We start from the raw sequence: 13795 nt of genomic DNA, 5'->3' as shown, positions 1-13795 counted from the left end.
CTACCGATACGGACATTCGCCATGGCTCACGTTCAGCAAAATGCCGCTCCCGCGTCATTCTCGCCCGCACCGATGAAAAGTACCGGCCGCCTCAGCCCGCAACGCGAACGACTGATCAAGCAGTTGATCCTCGACCGCCTCGGCGACAGCCTCGAAGTCACTGAACTGGCACGCGCCTGTGCCCTCTCCCGCAGCCACTTCTCCCGCGCGTTCAAGTGCAGCACCGGCCACTCGCCGCAGGACTGGATTCGCCGACAGCGCATTGCCCGGGCCAAGCAGTTGATCCAGCAGACCGACTTGAGCCTTACGCAAATCAGTCTCGAATGCGGTTTCTGCGACCAGGCGCACTTCTGCCATATCTTCACCCGCAGCGAAGGCATCAATCCGTTTGCGTGGCGCGGCAAGATAGTGAAAAGAAAAAGATCGCAGCCTTCGGCAGCTCCTACGGGTATGCACGCGACCGTGTAGGAGCTCCGGCTATTTAACCTTTCAAGAACGCCAACAGGTCAGCGTTGAGCTGGTCCTTGTGGGTGTCCGTCAAACCATGAGGAGCGCCCGGGTAAATCTTCAGGATCGAGCCCTTCACCAGTCCCGCCGAGGCCACGCCCGCTGCTTCGTAAGGCACCACCTGATCCGCGTCTCCATGCACCACCAGGGTCGGCACGTCGAATTTCTTCAGATCTTCGGTAAAGTCGGTTTCGGAGAACGCCTTGATGCAGTCATAGGCGTTCTTGTGCCCCGCCATCATGCCCTGCAGCCAGAACCAGTCGATCATGCCCTGAGACGGCTTGGCATCAGGTTTGTTGAAGCCAAAGAACGGACCGCTGGCGAGGTCGATGTACAGCTGCGAACGGTCCGCCAGGGATGCCTGACGAATGCCGTCGAACACCTCCAGTGGCAGGCCTCCAGGGTTGGCTTCGGTCTTGAGCATCAGCGGCGGCACCGAAGAAATCAGCCCGGCCTTGGCCACACGTGCGGTGCCATGTCGGCCGATGTATCGCGCCACTTCCCCACCACCGGTTGAGAAGCCGAACAGCACGGCGTTTTGCAAGTCGAGCCGTTCAATCAACTGCGCCAGGTCGTCGGCGTAATGGTCCATGTCGTTGCCTGACCACGGCTGGCTGGACCGACCATGTCCGCGACGGTCATGAGCGATGACCCGGTAGCCCTTGGACGCCAGGAAGATCATCTGCGATTCCCAGCTGTCGGCATTCAGCGGCCAACCGTGGCTGAATACAATCGGTTGTCCGGTGCCCCAGTCCTTGTAGTAAATCTCGGTGCCGTCGCGGGTGGTGAAGGTGCTCATGGGTGATGCCTCCTGTACGAGTGTTGGGGTGTTTCAATCCGTAAATGAATTCAGGCGATCGGCCAGGCGTGCCACGCGCTCGCCCAGGTGCGCGGCAGTGCAACGGTCCTCGGCGGGTGGTGCATCGTCAGGGGATTGTTCGACGTTCGACTGGGCCATGGCGCCGAGGGAGCTGCCCAGTCGATTGAGTTGACCGCTGAACACGCCGGTACTGGAGCGCGCCGGCAGCAGGTCGAGGCCGACCCAGATCATCGAGTGCTGAGCGGCAAACACGGCCATCTGCAACAAGGTGTTGAGTTTGTCACCGCACAGGCAGCCGGAATTGGTGAAGCCAGCAGCGAGCTTGTCGCGCCACGGCTGGGCCAGATAGAACGCCGCCGTGGCCTCCATGAACCCCTTGAAAGCCGCCGAGGCGCTGCCCATGTAGGTCGGCGCGCCGAAGATGATGGCGTCGGCGGTGTGCAATCGGTCCCAATGGGCGTCGACGTCCTCGACCGGGATCAGCTCGCAAGTGCTGCCCGGGTGCCGCTCCACCCCGGCGGCCACGGCGTGCGCCAGAACCCGGGTGTGCCCGTAGCCGCTGTGATAGACCACCACCACGTTGCTCATTGCGCCATCCTCCAGAAGTCTTGATCCCTTGTAGGCGCTTGCGCAGGCTGCGATCTGTTGATCCTCTAAAAAATCGCAGCCTGCGGCAGCTCCTGCGGATTTTTGGGGTAAGGCGGACACAGCACGAGTTAATCGTTGTTAATTTTCCACGGCGCGCAAAAGGCTCCGACAGACGCCAAGTCAATGTCTTGCCCAACATTCACGGGACCAACGCCACGCACGGATACGCTACAGTCAATGCGCACACCCGACAGTCAGCCGGACAGTGCATTGCGCCGGATAAAAAACCCGAAGAACATGCTCGAAGAGCGCGAACAAGACGTATTCAGCCGGAGTGAGACATTGATCCTTCCCCTCGAGCAGGCCGTGCATTTCGGTCCCTACCGGATCTACCCTGGACAACGCCTGGTGATGGAGGCCGATCAGCCCCTGCGCCTGGGCCGACGCGCCATGGACATCCTGTTGATCCTGCTCGAACACGCAGGGAACGTGGTCAGCAAGCAACAGCTGATCGCGCAGGTCTGGCCCAACAGCGTGGTCGAAGACATCAACTTGCGAGTGCACATGGCCGCGCTGCGCAAAGCACTCGGTGACGGTCAGGCCGGCCAGCGCTACATCGTCACCGTGGCCCAGCGCGGGTACAGCTTTGTTGCACCTTACTCGCTGGAACAGATCAAACAACCGTCGTCACCCGTAGCGCCCCGACCGGTCGCGCACAATCTGCCCATGCGTCACACGCGCATGATTGGCCGGCAAGCCGTGCTCGATCATCTGGTCAAACAGCTACCGCGCCAACGCTTCATCACCCTGATCGGTCCGGGCGGTATCGGCAAGACCACCGTGGCCCTGCGAGTCGCCGAACAACTGCTCGGGCATTTCCGGGACGGCATTCGCCTGTTGGACCTGGCGCCGATCAACGATCCGTTGCTGATCCCCGCCCACCTGGCGACGCTGCTCGACTTGACCCTGCACGAGGAGGAACTGACGGGCAGCTTCGCGGCGTGCCTGCATGACCGGCATATGCTGCTGGTTATCGACAACTGTGAACACCTGATCGATGCCGTTGCGGTGCTCAGCGAAAACATCCTGCGTGCCGCGCCACAGGTGCACATCCTGGCCACCAGTCGCGAAAGCCTGCGAGCCGAGGGGGAGTATGTTCAGCGCCTCGAACCACTGGACTGCCCACCGCCCATCGCCGTCCTCGACCGCCACCAGGCCCTGGCCTTTTCCGCGCTGCAATTGTTCATTGAGCGCGCCACGGCCAGCCATGACAATTTTGAACTGAGCGATGACGAGTTACCGTTGCTGAGCGAAATCTGCCACCGCCTGGACGGAATTCCACTGGCCATCGAACTGGCGGCGGCGCAAGTGTACCGCTTCGGCCTGCGCGGCTTGCTTGGGCAATTGCAAAGCAGTTTCCGCGTGCTCACCCAGCCCTCTCAGCTGCCCTTGGCTCGACACCAGACCCTGCGTGCCACGCTGGATTGGAGCTTTGATTTACTCAGCGCCTGCGAGCAGACGTGCCTGCGTCGACTGGCGGTGTTCCGGGGCGGCTTCACCCTGGCCTCGGCGGCGGCGGTGATTGTCGGCGGGCACATTGAGCCTCGCGAAGTGTTTGGCTCAATCACGCAACTGGTCGCCAAGTCCCTGCTGAATGTGGCAGTGGGTGACGAAGAGGTGTTCTATCGCTTGCTCGATACCACCCGCAGTTATGCTCTGGAAAAGCTCGCGCTGACCCAAGACCTGCAGGGTACTCGGGAGCGCCATGCCGAGCGCTGCCTGACCCTGATGCAGCAGGCGCAAAACGATTGGGAAAAAACATCGACCGGCCTGTGGATCGAGCGATACGCTCGCGCGCTGGAAGATATCCGCGCCGCCCTGGACTGGGGCTTGAATGCCAACGGTCCGAGGGACTTGGCCATACGCCTGGCCGCCGCCTCTACCCCTCTGTGGCAGGAATTGTCTTTGCTCAAGGAACACAGCGGTCATGTGCGCAAGGCTCTGGCACTCCTGGAAACCGAGCCCGAGTCCTGCCCGCGGCTGAAAATGACCTTGCAACTGGCCCTGGGCAGCGCCTGTTATCACGCCCAGGGCGCAACGGCTGAAACCGTCGCAGTCTTTGTCAACGCCAGAGCCCTGGCGGATCACTGCAACGATGTGACCGGTCAACTACGCGCGCTCTCCGGTCACATGGCGGTCAATCTCAGTTGTGGCAATTATCGGATGGCCCTTGAGCAAAGCCGGCAATTCGATCAATTGGGGTTCAATGGCAACGCGCTGCTGTCCTTGAGCTCTCAACGCTTGCGGGTGTTGGCCCTGCATTTTTACGGCGATCAAGCACAGGCGCGGGCGCATGCCGAACAGGTCCTGCAACGCATGGCCCACAGCGGGCATCTCAATCGCTTCACCCATGGATTCGGCGTGCAATACGACCAGAGCGTCGCAGCCCTGACCATTCTGGCGCGCATCCTCTGGCTACAGGGCCAACCGGAGCAGGCCTGGCGCGCCGCGCGCCAGGCGCTGGACATCGCGCTGCAAATCAATCACGGCACGTCGATCTGCTACACCCTGGCGCTGTCCGGCTGTTTGATCGCCCATTACAACGGCGACACCGGCAACGCCCGCGAACTGCTGAAGCTGCTGATGGAACAGGCACAGAAACATTCGGTCCTGCTGTTCTACAACTGGGCGAAACAGTATGCGCGGGTGATCGGCAGCACCGATAAATACGCGCTCCCTTGTCCTGGTGCGGGCTTGATCAGCGAAATCATGATCACGCTGGACTCAGGCTTCATTGATGACGCTCAACTCAAGCGGGCTGAAACCGGTGCGGCGGGCTGGAGTACGGCAGAAATTCTGCGCGTTTATGCCGAAGGGATGCTCGCGAGAGAATGCCCGACTCAAACCGATATGGCCGAGACCGTGCTGCTGAAGGCACTGAACGTGGCCAGCGTCCAAGGTGCACTGGCCTGGGAATTGCGCAGCGCCACCTCACTGGCGACACTTTGGCGGCGACAGGGCCGTCAACAACAGGCCCATGATCTGCTGGCGCCGATCTACAGCCGCTATACCGAAGGGTTCGCCACTACTGACCTGAAGACTGTTCAGCGCTTACTCGGAGAGTTACAGGCCGACCTGTCGGCCTGACGTACTTCGTGTCTGACTGAAGTAGTGAGCACAACGACTTTCCATGTCGCTCAACTGACCGCTGCCCTCAAGTTTTTCCAGAACATAGCGTCGGGTGGTGTTGAGCAACCGGTAGCGTGCCGTACCACTGCCCTGCTCCAGCGACAACAGCGACTTGAGTGCCAGGTTCTCCATCACCTTGATCAGGTCGGCAGCCGCCAATCCATCGCCGCTGACCACGCCAACCGCGGCGTCCTGGGTGAAAGCCATTTTGAACACCGCCAGACGCTGTAGCACCCTCTGCTCCAACAGGCTGAGTCGCTCATAGCTCCAGTCCAGCGCAGCCTTGAGGGTTTGATGCCGGGGCACGGCCGTGCGGCGGCCCTGGGTCAGTAATTGAAAACAGTTGCCCAGTTGCGCTTGCAGCCCAACCAGCGCCAACGCATCGATCTGCGCTGCCGCGAGTTCGATCGCCAAGGGTAAACCATCGAGCCGACGACAAATTTCGCGCACACTCCGCAGGTCTTGTTCGCGCAGGGTAAACCCCTGTTGGCTCGCTCTGGCGCGACTGACAAATAACTGCACGGCCGAGTAACTCATGGCTTCGGCAACACTGCGCAGCGCCACAACCGGTGGCACCGTCAGCGGAGGTAACCGCAACACGGTTTCGCCGGTGGCCATGAGCGGTTCGCGGCTGGTCACCAGGATCGATACTCGAGGCGCAGCGGCCATCAGCGCTTCACACAAGGTACGGCAGCATTCAAGCAAGTGCTCGCAGTTATCGAGCACCAGCAACGCATGTCGTTGACCCACCGTCGCCAGCGTCGCGCCGACCTCCAGCTCAAGGATGCGTGTGAGCAGATTACTCACTTGTGCAGGATCATCAATCACCGACAGATCCGCCAGCCACACACCATCCTGGTAGTGCTGCAACAACAATTCGGCAACACGCAGTGCCACCGTGGTTTTGCCGATTCCGCAGGGCCCGACCACTGTCATCAAACGTTGCATTGGCAACTGCCGGACCAGATTGCCCACCACTGCATCACGCCCGGTGACGGGCGTGAGCCTGGCCGGCAGGTTGTGCGGCGATTTGTGCAGGGTCTGGATCCGAGTCGGCAGGGTCGCTGGCAAGTGCTGCACCGGTGCGACAAAACTGTAGCCACGCTGGGGAATATTGATGATGTAGCAATGACCACCCTGCCCGCCGCCCAGTGCTCGACGCAACGAGGCAATATGTACGCGCAAATTGATTTCTTCGACCACGGACTTCGGCCAGACCTGCGCAATCAGCGCTTCCTTGCTGACCACCGAACCCGCGTGCTCGACCAGCACTTGCAAGACATCCAGCGCGCGGCCGCCCAGGCGAAGTGGTCGATCGCCTTCCAGGACCAGTCGTTGGCCGAGATGGAATGCGTAAGGACCAAATTGCAGCACCGCTTCACTGCTCGAGTTTCTGAGGCTGTTCATAGGCTGATACCCGCTGGCAACCTGGATCGACACGTGAGTCCTTCCAGGCTCCGCACCTTCCTTGCAATGAGTTACGGGTATCTTGGCAGGCCTCGGTAAGCGTACAACTGCCACGAAGGGAGCGTCACGGTCATTTCGGTGCGCATAACGGACAGATCGGGTTTAACTGAATTGTTCGCGGTATTGGGTCGGTGTCAGGCCGATCTTTTCACTGAATAGAAAACGCATGTGTCGCACACTGCCGAACCCGCTTTTAAACGCCACGGTCTTGAGCGGCAACTCGCTGGTTTCCAGCAGATTGCGCGCGCAATCGATGCGCGCGCTTTGCAAAAACTCCATGGGTGTCATGCTCACCTCCCGGGTGAACACCCGGGCGAAATGGCGTGGACTCATGGACGCCAGACTCGCCATGCGCTCGATGCTGAACGCTTCGTCGAGATGCTCCAGCACATGGTTTTGCACGCGGGTAATCGCGGTCTCAATGGGCGCCACTGCGGCCATCAACGGACTAAACTGCGCCTGTCCGCCCTGGCGTTTCATCACCACCAACAACACCTTGGCCACGTCCTGGGCGACTTTTTTCCCATGATCCTGAGCCACCACCGACAATGCCAGATCGATCCCCGCCGTTACGCCGCCGGAAGTGATCAGATTACGGTCCCGGATAAATATCTGATCGGTCTCGACCGTCGCGCTCGGGAACCCTTTGATCAGTCGTTCGGTGTAGTGCCAATGAGTGGTCACTCGGTAACCATCCAGCAAACCGGCATGCCCCAACACAAACGCGCCCGTGCAGATGGAGCCAAAACCGACGGAGCGCCTGACGTTGCGCTTGAGCCAATCGAGCAATGCTGGATGCTTTTCGTTGTAGGCGCCAGGGCCGCCGGGTACCAGCAGCAAATCAAATCCCTGACTGACCTGGTCGATGTGGGCATCGGCCTGCACGGTCACTCCATTGGACGCTCGCAGCGCACCAGGCTCTGTGCCGATGGTCGACAGCACATAATGGTCATCGGGCTTCAAGTAACGGTTAGCGATGGAAAACACCTCCATCGGCCCGGCCATGTCGAGCAGAAGAAAATTAGGGAACAGCACCATCGCCACGGTTTTCATGAGGTGAACATCACTGGAATCAATAGATAGGGACGAGCAGGCACGCTGAGTGCCAATTGTGCCGCGAACACGGCAGATAAATACAGGACGGCTCTAATGAAACTGTCAACTTGAAAGAGACAGTATTTCAGTTTCCACCTACTTATTGCATCAATCAGTAAACATTAATCTTCTCCTCACTCGGACGACACTACGTCCCTCCAGGAGAATTCTTCATGCTGACTCTTCGCAAAGCCTCGGATCGTGGTCTGGCCAATCATGGCTGGTTGAAATCGTTTCACACCTTTTCTTTCGCCAGCTACCGTAATCCCAAAGAACAGGGGTTTTCCGACCTGCTGGTGATCAACGATGACCGCGTGGCTGCCGGAAAAGGCTTCGGCCAGCATCCGCACCGCGACATGGAGATTTTCTCTTACGTGCTTGAGGGTGCTTTGGAACACAAAGATACCCTCGGTACCGGATCGGTGATTCGCCCGGGTGACGTACAGTTGATGAGCGCCGGTAGCGGCGTGGCCCACAGCGAGTACAACCACTCCAGCAACCGACCGGTTCATTTTCTGCAAATCTGGATCGTGCCGGATGTCAGTGGCGCCAAACCGCGCTATCAGCAGGAACACTTCAGTACACAGAAAAAACGCGGGCGTCTGCAACTGATCATTTCTCCGGACGGCGCCAAGGGTTCACTGAAGGTACGCCAGGATGCGCGGGTCTATGCCGCTCTGATCGATGGCAAGGAAAGCGCCACCCTGGAACTTGCGGCCAATCGCTATGCCTATGTACACATCGCACGGGGGAGCGTCGAACTCAACGGCGTGTTGTTGCAGGAAGGCGACGGTGTGCGCATCCGTGAGGAGCAGGTGCTGACTTTGAACAATGGCGTCGATGCCGAAGTGCTGGTGTTCGACCTGCGTCCACAAGAACTGCCGGAAATGCCATGAGCCTTGCGTCGCCGGGGTCTAAATCGACAGGCACCTATTGGTGCCTGGCGGTACCCACACCAACAGCTTGAGCCTTGGAGGCACCAGTATCAACAAGGCCTCGACGGTTTGATGAACGCCAAACCCGGTCCAGTAGTCGGGCCGAGACAGGCGTTGAAACCAAACCACGCCTGTGCCTTAAGCTGAGGAACTGTCGGTTTGAGCATTTTTGCTCATTTCCCTGGCGCCAGGACAGGCATCGATCCCGGTCAGGCTGGCACGCGGTACAAACTGCACGGCTTTGGATTCGGTCTTCCAGGGCCGAACAAAGTATGTACCGTCAGCCTCGGCGATGATCCGCAACGGGCGACTCAAGCCAGGTCTGTCGGGATCCACTATTGATTCGAACCCTTTACGTTCGGCATCGAAACTCATGATCGTGCAATGGCGGGCCCCAGAGGCGGAGATTTGAAAGGCAAACCCACCGAGCTTGGCACCGGAAGGGGGATACAAGCCCAGTCCGATCACCACGGCTATCACGGCGATCGCTAAAAGGGCGACCGGATTCTCATGGCCGCGCACTTTCACCACGAGCTGCGCACCGAGAAGCTGGATCAACCATACAAGCAACAACTCGCCCAGCATCAGAGGAACAAGCCACAGGACACTACTGACGTACTGACTGGCAATGCTTATTACAACAATGGTGACATTGAGGATGACCCCCAGCTGCACGAACGCCGACATCACACAGGCAAATCGAAACTCCGTCGATATCGGCCCATCCACTCCAAGGGTCATCAGCCAATAATAAGCCGCCAGCGTCAAGACCGTACCCAGCACTGCGCCAGCCCCCCATAGCAGGTTACCCTGCACCTGAGAGCCAATACCGCTCAACAGGGCACAGAAAATCCCCAGAATGAGCAAGCCTCCACCCCAGCGCCCCAGCAATCGCAAATGGCGACTTCTGGATTGAGGGCACTTGTGGTCGAAACTGAAATCATCGCTCAGGCGTTTTTCGGACGAATTCAATCGATGAAACAGAACGAAGATCGGCAGGAGGACGAAGGCCAGCAGCACCGAAATGACGAAAACCAGTATCGCGGACATCACGGGAAGTGCAGTGATGACGGCCGAAGACGTGATGCTCAGCGGAATCTTTTCCTCCAGAATGTACTGATACAAGTACACCCCCGCGGTGAGCAGAATACCGATACTCAACGGCCAGGCACGCTCGCTCAGCCACTTCAAGCAATGGCTCAGTTGCGCATAGCGATTGGATAAGATTTTTTCAGGTCTGAATTCGATGGGTTCAAATTCGGTCATGCCGATGGGCTCCTGTCCATGGGATCAGCGTCCTTGTTTCAAGCAGTATTGAACAGAGACAACGACGGACGACTTTACAGCCTGGGTCCGCCGAAATCATCGGAGCCAGGCAGAATCAGAAACGTCTGACAGGCGCACCTGTCATTGCTCCTGATACCTCGCCCGATAGCGCCCCGGGCTTTCCCCGGTCCACTTCTTGAACGCACGATGAAAGGCACTGGGTTCCTGAAAACCCAACTGCTCGGCGATATCACTGATGCTGGCCCCGCTCTGCCGCAACTGTTCGAAAGCCACACCCCGCCGCACTTCGTCCTTGATCTCTTGATAAGAACAGCCTTCACGTTCCAGTTTGCGGCGGAAGGTGCTGGGGCTCAGGTGCTGCTCCAACGCGAAGGCCTGCAACGTCGGCCACTCGCTGTAATGACTGCCACGCAAGCGTTGATGAACCTGTGACGCCAAGCCGTGCTGGTTGCGAAAGCGGATCACCAGCCATTGCGGTGCCGTGCGCAGAAACACCTTCAGCGACACGAGATCCTGAACCACCGGCAGTCTCAGGTAATGGCTGGCAAATTCGATTTCTGTGCGCTCGGCGCCGAACGTCAGATTGGGCCCCCAAAGCAATCGATCATCGCTGAGCGACAGTCGCGCATGGCGAAAATCGGCGCGGTCGATCGGGATGCGGCGGCCACCCAGCCAGCACAAAATACTGATCATCAACACCAGGAACGTCTCCTCACCGAAACGGCTGGCATTGGAGTCCGACGAATGGGTTTGCAGACTGATGACCGCACGTTTTCCTCGCACCGCCAACGTGCCGCGAAAGTCGCGCAGGAACAGCCCGAAGTTGGCCAGGCATTGACGCATGGCCTTGTGCAAATCGGGCTCCTGAATCAAGGCCCGGCATATCAGCGCGAAACTGCCGGGTGGCATGCCGTGGGAGTCTAGTCCGAAGAACTCGTCGTCGAGTTCGCGAATCTGTATCAGCCACAGCGCGGCAAATGCACTGGCTGGCACTCGCGCCGACGGCTGGTGCACGACCGCAGAATCGACGCCTGCCTCTTCGAGCACCGCCTTCACGCGGGGTGGATTGTCCCCCAGCCCATGGATCATTGCCTGTACAAAGTAGGCAGCAACCGAGTCCTTTTCCCGCATGTGAACGCTTCTCTCCCCAGAATCTGAATGGCAAAAAACACCAGTGCCCTTGAACAGTTGCGGCATAGGACAACCGCCCCGCCGGCTCTAGACTCGTGGCAATAGTACGCCTTCGGCCGCCGTGGCGGCGAAGGTATCGCAGGGTTTGATCGAAGGACGCAAAATGAATCTGCAAAACATTGGAGTGATCGGTGCAGGCACCATGGGCAACGGCATTGCGCAAGTCTGCGCCATGGCGGGATTCAACGTGACCTTGATCGATATCTCCGAGAACGCGCTACAAAAGGCAGTCGCGACCGTTGGTAAAAACCTTGATCGGCAGATTGCCAAAGAGACCCTGACGTCTGAGCAGAAACTGGCGACTCTCGACAGAATCCGCACCAGCACCGATTACAGCAGTTTGCATAACGCGCAACTGGTGATCGAAGCCGCCACGGAAAATCTCGAACTGAAATTGCGCGTGCTCCAACAAATCGCCGACCAGGTCAGCAATGAATGCGTGATCGCGTCCAATACTTCATCGCTGTCGATCACCCAACTCGCTGCCAGTGTCAAACAGCCTGAACGTTTCATCGGCCTGCATTTCTTTAATCCGGTGCCAGTGATGGGTCTGATTGAAGTCATCCGTGGTCTGCAAACCAGCGACGCCACTCACAAACTGGCGCTGGACATGGCAACGACACTCGGCAAAACCGCGATCACCTCCGGAAATCGCCCTGGCTTCGTGGTCAACCGGATCCTGGTGCCGATGATCAACGAATCGATCCTGGTTTTCCAGGAGGGGTTGGCCAGTGCCGAAGACATCGACGCTGGTATGCGCCTGGGCTGCAATCAACCCATAGGCCCGCTGGCCCTGGCGGACCTGATCGGCCTGGATACACTACTGGCGATCATGGAAGCCTTCTACGAAGGGTTCAACGACAGCAAGTATCGTCCCGCTCCGTTGCTGAAGGAAATGGTCGCTGCCGGTTACCTGGGGCGTAAAACGGGGCGCGGCTTCCATGCCTATGCCTGAGCGTTGTTCGCGTTTCGCCGAGTACCGGGACAAGGTGCTGCAATTGTTTGCCAGCAAAGGATTCGGCCAGGTCGGCATGCGCGAACTCGCCACTTGCCTGGGGCTTTCCCCAGGCTCGCTGTACCATCATTACCCCAGCAAACAGCACTTGCTGCTCGATCTGATCGAGGAGTTTTACGAGGAGTTGCTGGCTACCCTCGAACGCATCCGGCAAAAAGCGCCGGCGAAGCGCGATAAACTCACCAGCCTGATTCGTGCGCACCTGAACCTGCATCGGGACATGCCTTGGCATTTCCGTCTCGTGGAACGCGACAGTGGCTGTCTGAATGCAGAGCAACAGCAGCGAGTACAACAACTGCGAGAGCAATACGAGCACATGCTGCTGAAAGTACTGGGTGTAAAGCCAAGATTCAGCGAGGAAGGTGTCTTGGCGGCAGGGCATGCCATCGCGTCATTGCTCAACAGCGCCCCCAGTTGGCTACCGGCTCATGCGCTGGCTGAACAGGAACGCGATGAACTATTAGAGAGCCTGGTCAGCGGCGCCATTGAGCGAGTGTTGGCGCCGAAACGCACACCAGAGGCAATAAGCCTGGCCCGACCAATCGGAAAAATATCTAAAGAAAGCCCCGCCTTCACCACGATTTAGCGCTTTGATTGTCGGCTCAGTACCATCGGAATTCGTCGAAAAAACCGGCGTCCAATCCGATGTGTACCTTCAACACCTGGAGCCGAACATGAAAATCAATCCTTACCTCATCTTCAATGGCGACTGCAAAGCCGCTTTCGAATTCTACGCACAAAGTTTGCCTGGCCAGATCGAAGCCATGATGACCTTTGGCGAAACACCTGCCGCCGAGCACGTGCCTGAAGACCTCCATAACCTGATCATCCATACCCGCCTTGCCGTAGGCGACCAGGCGATCATGGGGTCAGACACTACCCCTGATCGTCCAACCGAAGACATGAGTGGATGTTCGATCTCGCTTAACGTCGACAGCATTGCCGAAGCTGAACGGGTATTTACGGCCTTGTCTGAGGGTGGCCGCGTGCAGATGCCGCTGGAAGCCACCTTTTGGGCCGCACGCTTCGGCATGTTGGTCGACCGGTTTGGCGTATCGTGGATGGTCAATTGCGAAAAGGATCAGTGAAAGAAGCTTGTAGGCTGGCTCAGAACATCACCGCCGGCGTAGGAACGAGCTAACTCCTGGTGGCGTTCCGATGACGTTAACTGCCTGCGGCAGCGCCGTGTCCTGGGCCTTTTCGCGAGCTCGCTCGCTCGCGCAGGAAAAAAAGGCGCAAAAACAAAACCCCAACTGCTTTCGCAATTGGGGTTTCGGAATTTAATCTTGACGATGACCTACTCTCACATGGGGAAACCCCACACTACCATCGGCGATGCATCGTTTCACTGCTGAGTTCGGGATGGGATCAGGTGGTTCCAATGCTCTATGGTCGTCAAGAAATTCGGGTACCGAATCGTGGCCAGTCGGCCGCGCTTCAGCAAATTGGGGATGTGATAGCTTGGTGTTTTGTGAGTATTTCGAACTTTCGGTTCATTGCGTCTTCACACACCGCAATCTGGCCTTTCGACTCAAATTGCTTGGGTGTTATATGGTCAAGCCTCACGGGCAATTAGTATTGGTTAGCTCAACGCCTCACAGCGCTTACACACCCAACCTATCAACGTCGTAGTCTTCGACGGCCCTTCAGGGGACTCAAGGTCCCAGTGAGATCTCATCTTGAGGCTAGTTTCCCGCTTAG

At 58.4% G+C, this 13795-nt stretch carries 12 protein-coding genes and 2 rRNA genes; 6 read left to right on the top strand and 8 right to left on the bottom strand.

From position 1 onward, the window contains the following. The first annotated feature begins 21 nt into the window (after positions 1–21). On the top strand, positions 22–468 hold the full coding sequence (locus tag AD668_RS10430) for a helix-turn-helix domain-containing protein (protein WP_053158036.1): 447 nt from the start codon (positions 22–24) through the stop codon (positions 466–468). Positions 469–481: 13 nt separating this feature from the next. On the opposite strand, the gene AD668_RS10425 is transcribed toward AD668_RS10430, so the two are convergent. Both AD668_RS10425 and AD668_RS10420 read right to left on the bottom strand, forming a co-directional pair. Beyond that, entirely contained in the window at positions 482–1306 is an 825-nt protein-coding gene (locus tag AD668_RS10425) for an alpha/beta fold hydrolase (protein WP_053158033.1), read from the bottom strand. Positions 1307–1339: 33 nt separating this feature from the next. Continuing rightward, complete coding sequence (locus AD668_RS10420; RefSeq protein WP_053158030.1) at positions 1340–1915, bottom strand: flavodoxin family protein; 576 nt, start codon at positions 1913–1915, stop codon at positions 1340–1342. Between the two features lie 342 nt (positions 1916–2257). Here AD668_RS10420 and AD668_RS10415 point away from each other — a divergent pair, with 342 nt between their 5' ends. Next, a complete protein-coding gene (locus AD668_RS10415) occupies positions 2258–5062 on the top strand; it encodes a winged helix-turn-helix domain-containing protein (protein ID WP_053158217.1) in 2805 nt (934 codons plus the stop codon). Here AD668_RS10415 and AD668_RS10410 read toward each other — a convergent pair. Both AD668_RS10410 and AD668_RS10405 read right to left on the bottom strand, forming a co-directional pair. Next, the gene (locus AD668_RS10410; RefSeq protein ID WP_053158214.1) at positions 5039–6511 is read right to left on the bottom strand and encodes a winged helix-turn-helix domain-containing protein; all 1473 of its coding nucleotides are present in this window, start codon (positions 6509–6511) and stop codon (positions 5039–5041) included. The genes AD668_RS10415 and AD668_RS10410 overlap by 24 nt on opposite strands. Positions 6512–6673: 162 nt before the next feature. Continuing rightward, the gene (locus tag AD668_RS10405; RefSeq protein ID WP_053158028.1) at positions 6674–7624 is read right to left on the bottom strand and encodes a GlxA family transcriptional regulator; all 951 of its coding nucleotides are present in this window, start codon (positions 7622–7624) and stop codon (positions 6674–6676) included. A 215-nt stretch (positions 7625–7839) separates the two neighbouring features. On the opposite strand from AD668_RS10405, the gene AD668_RS10400 reads away from it, so the two are divergent. Next, positions 7840–8562, top strand: coding sequence for a pirin family protein (locus AD668_RS10400; RefSeq protein WP_053158025.1), 723 nt, complete (start codon positions 7840–7842; stop codon positions 8560–8562). 177 nt (positions 8563–8739) lie between these two features. Here AD668_RS10400 and AD668_RS10395 read toward each other — a convergent pair whose 3' ends face one another. Next, a complete protein-coding gene (locus AD668_RS10395) occupies positions 8740–9867 on the bottom strand; it encodes a hypothetical protein (protein ID WP_053158022.1) in 1128 nt (375 codons plus the stop codon). Between the two features lie 141 nt (positions 9868–10008). Beyond that, on the bottom strand, positions 10009–11019 hold the full coding sequence (locus tag AD668_RS10390; RefSeq protein ID WP_053158019.1) for an AraC family transcriptional regulator: 1011 nt from the start codon (positions 11017–11019) through the stop codon (positions 10009–10011). A 163-nt stretch (positions 11020–11182) separates the two neighbouring features. On the opposite strand from AD668_RS10390, the gene AD668_RS10385 reads away from it, so the two are divergent. The 3 genes from AD668_RS10385 to AD668_RS10375 all read left to right on the top strand — a co-directional run bounded on the left by AD668_RS10385 (position 11183) and on the right by AD668_RS10375 (position 13182). After that, on the top strand, positions 11183–12034 hold the full coding sequence (locus tag AD668_RS10385; protein WP_053158016.1) for a 3-hydroxybutyryl-CoA dehydrogenase: 852 nt from the start codon (positions 11183–11185) through the stop codon (positions 12032–12034). Continuing rightward, positions 12021–12680, top strand: coding sequence for a TetR/AcrR family transcriptional regulator (locus AD668_RS10380; protein WP_053158013.1), 660 nt, complete (start codon positions 12021–12023; stop codon positions 12678–12680). The genes AD668_RS10385 and AD668_RS10380 overlap by 14 nt, the downstream gene beginning before the upstream one ends. A gap of 88 nt (positions 12681–12768) precedes the next feature. Further along, the gene (locus AD668_RS10375; RefSeq protein ID WP_053158212.1) at positions 12769–13182 is read left to right on the top strand and encodes a VOC family protein; all 414 of its coding nucleotides are present in this window, start codon (positions 12769–12771) and stop codon (positions 13180–13182) included. A gap of 196 nt (positions 13183–13378) precedes the next feature. On the opposite strand, the gene rrf is transcribed toward AD668_RS10375, so the two are convergent. After that, positions 13379–13494, bottom strand: a 5S ribosomal RNA gene (gene rrf / locus AD668_RS10370). A 151-nt stretch (positions 13495–13645) separates the two neighbouring features. Further along, positions 13646–13795, bottom strand: a 23S ribosomal RNA gene (locus AD668_RS10365); the annotation flags it as partial.

The organism is Pseudomonas sp. P1.8 (assembly GCF_001269805.1).
Classification (GTDB): domain Bacteria; phylum Pseudomonadota; class Gammaproteobacteria; order Pseudomonadales; family Pseudomonadaceae; genus Aquipseudomonas.
The sequence above is the reverse complement of the archived record's forward strand: the minus strand, read 5'-3'. Positions and strand labels throughout refer to the sequence as shown.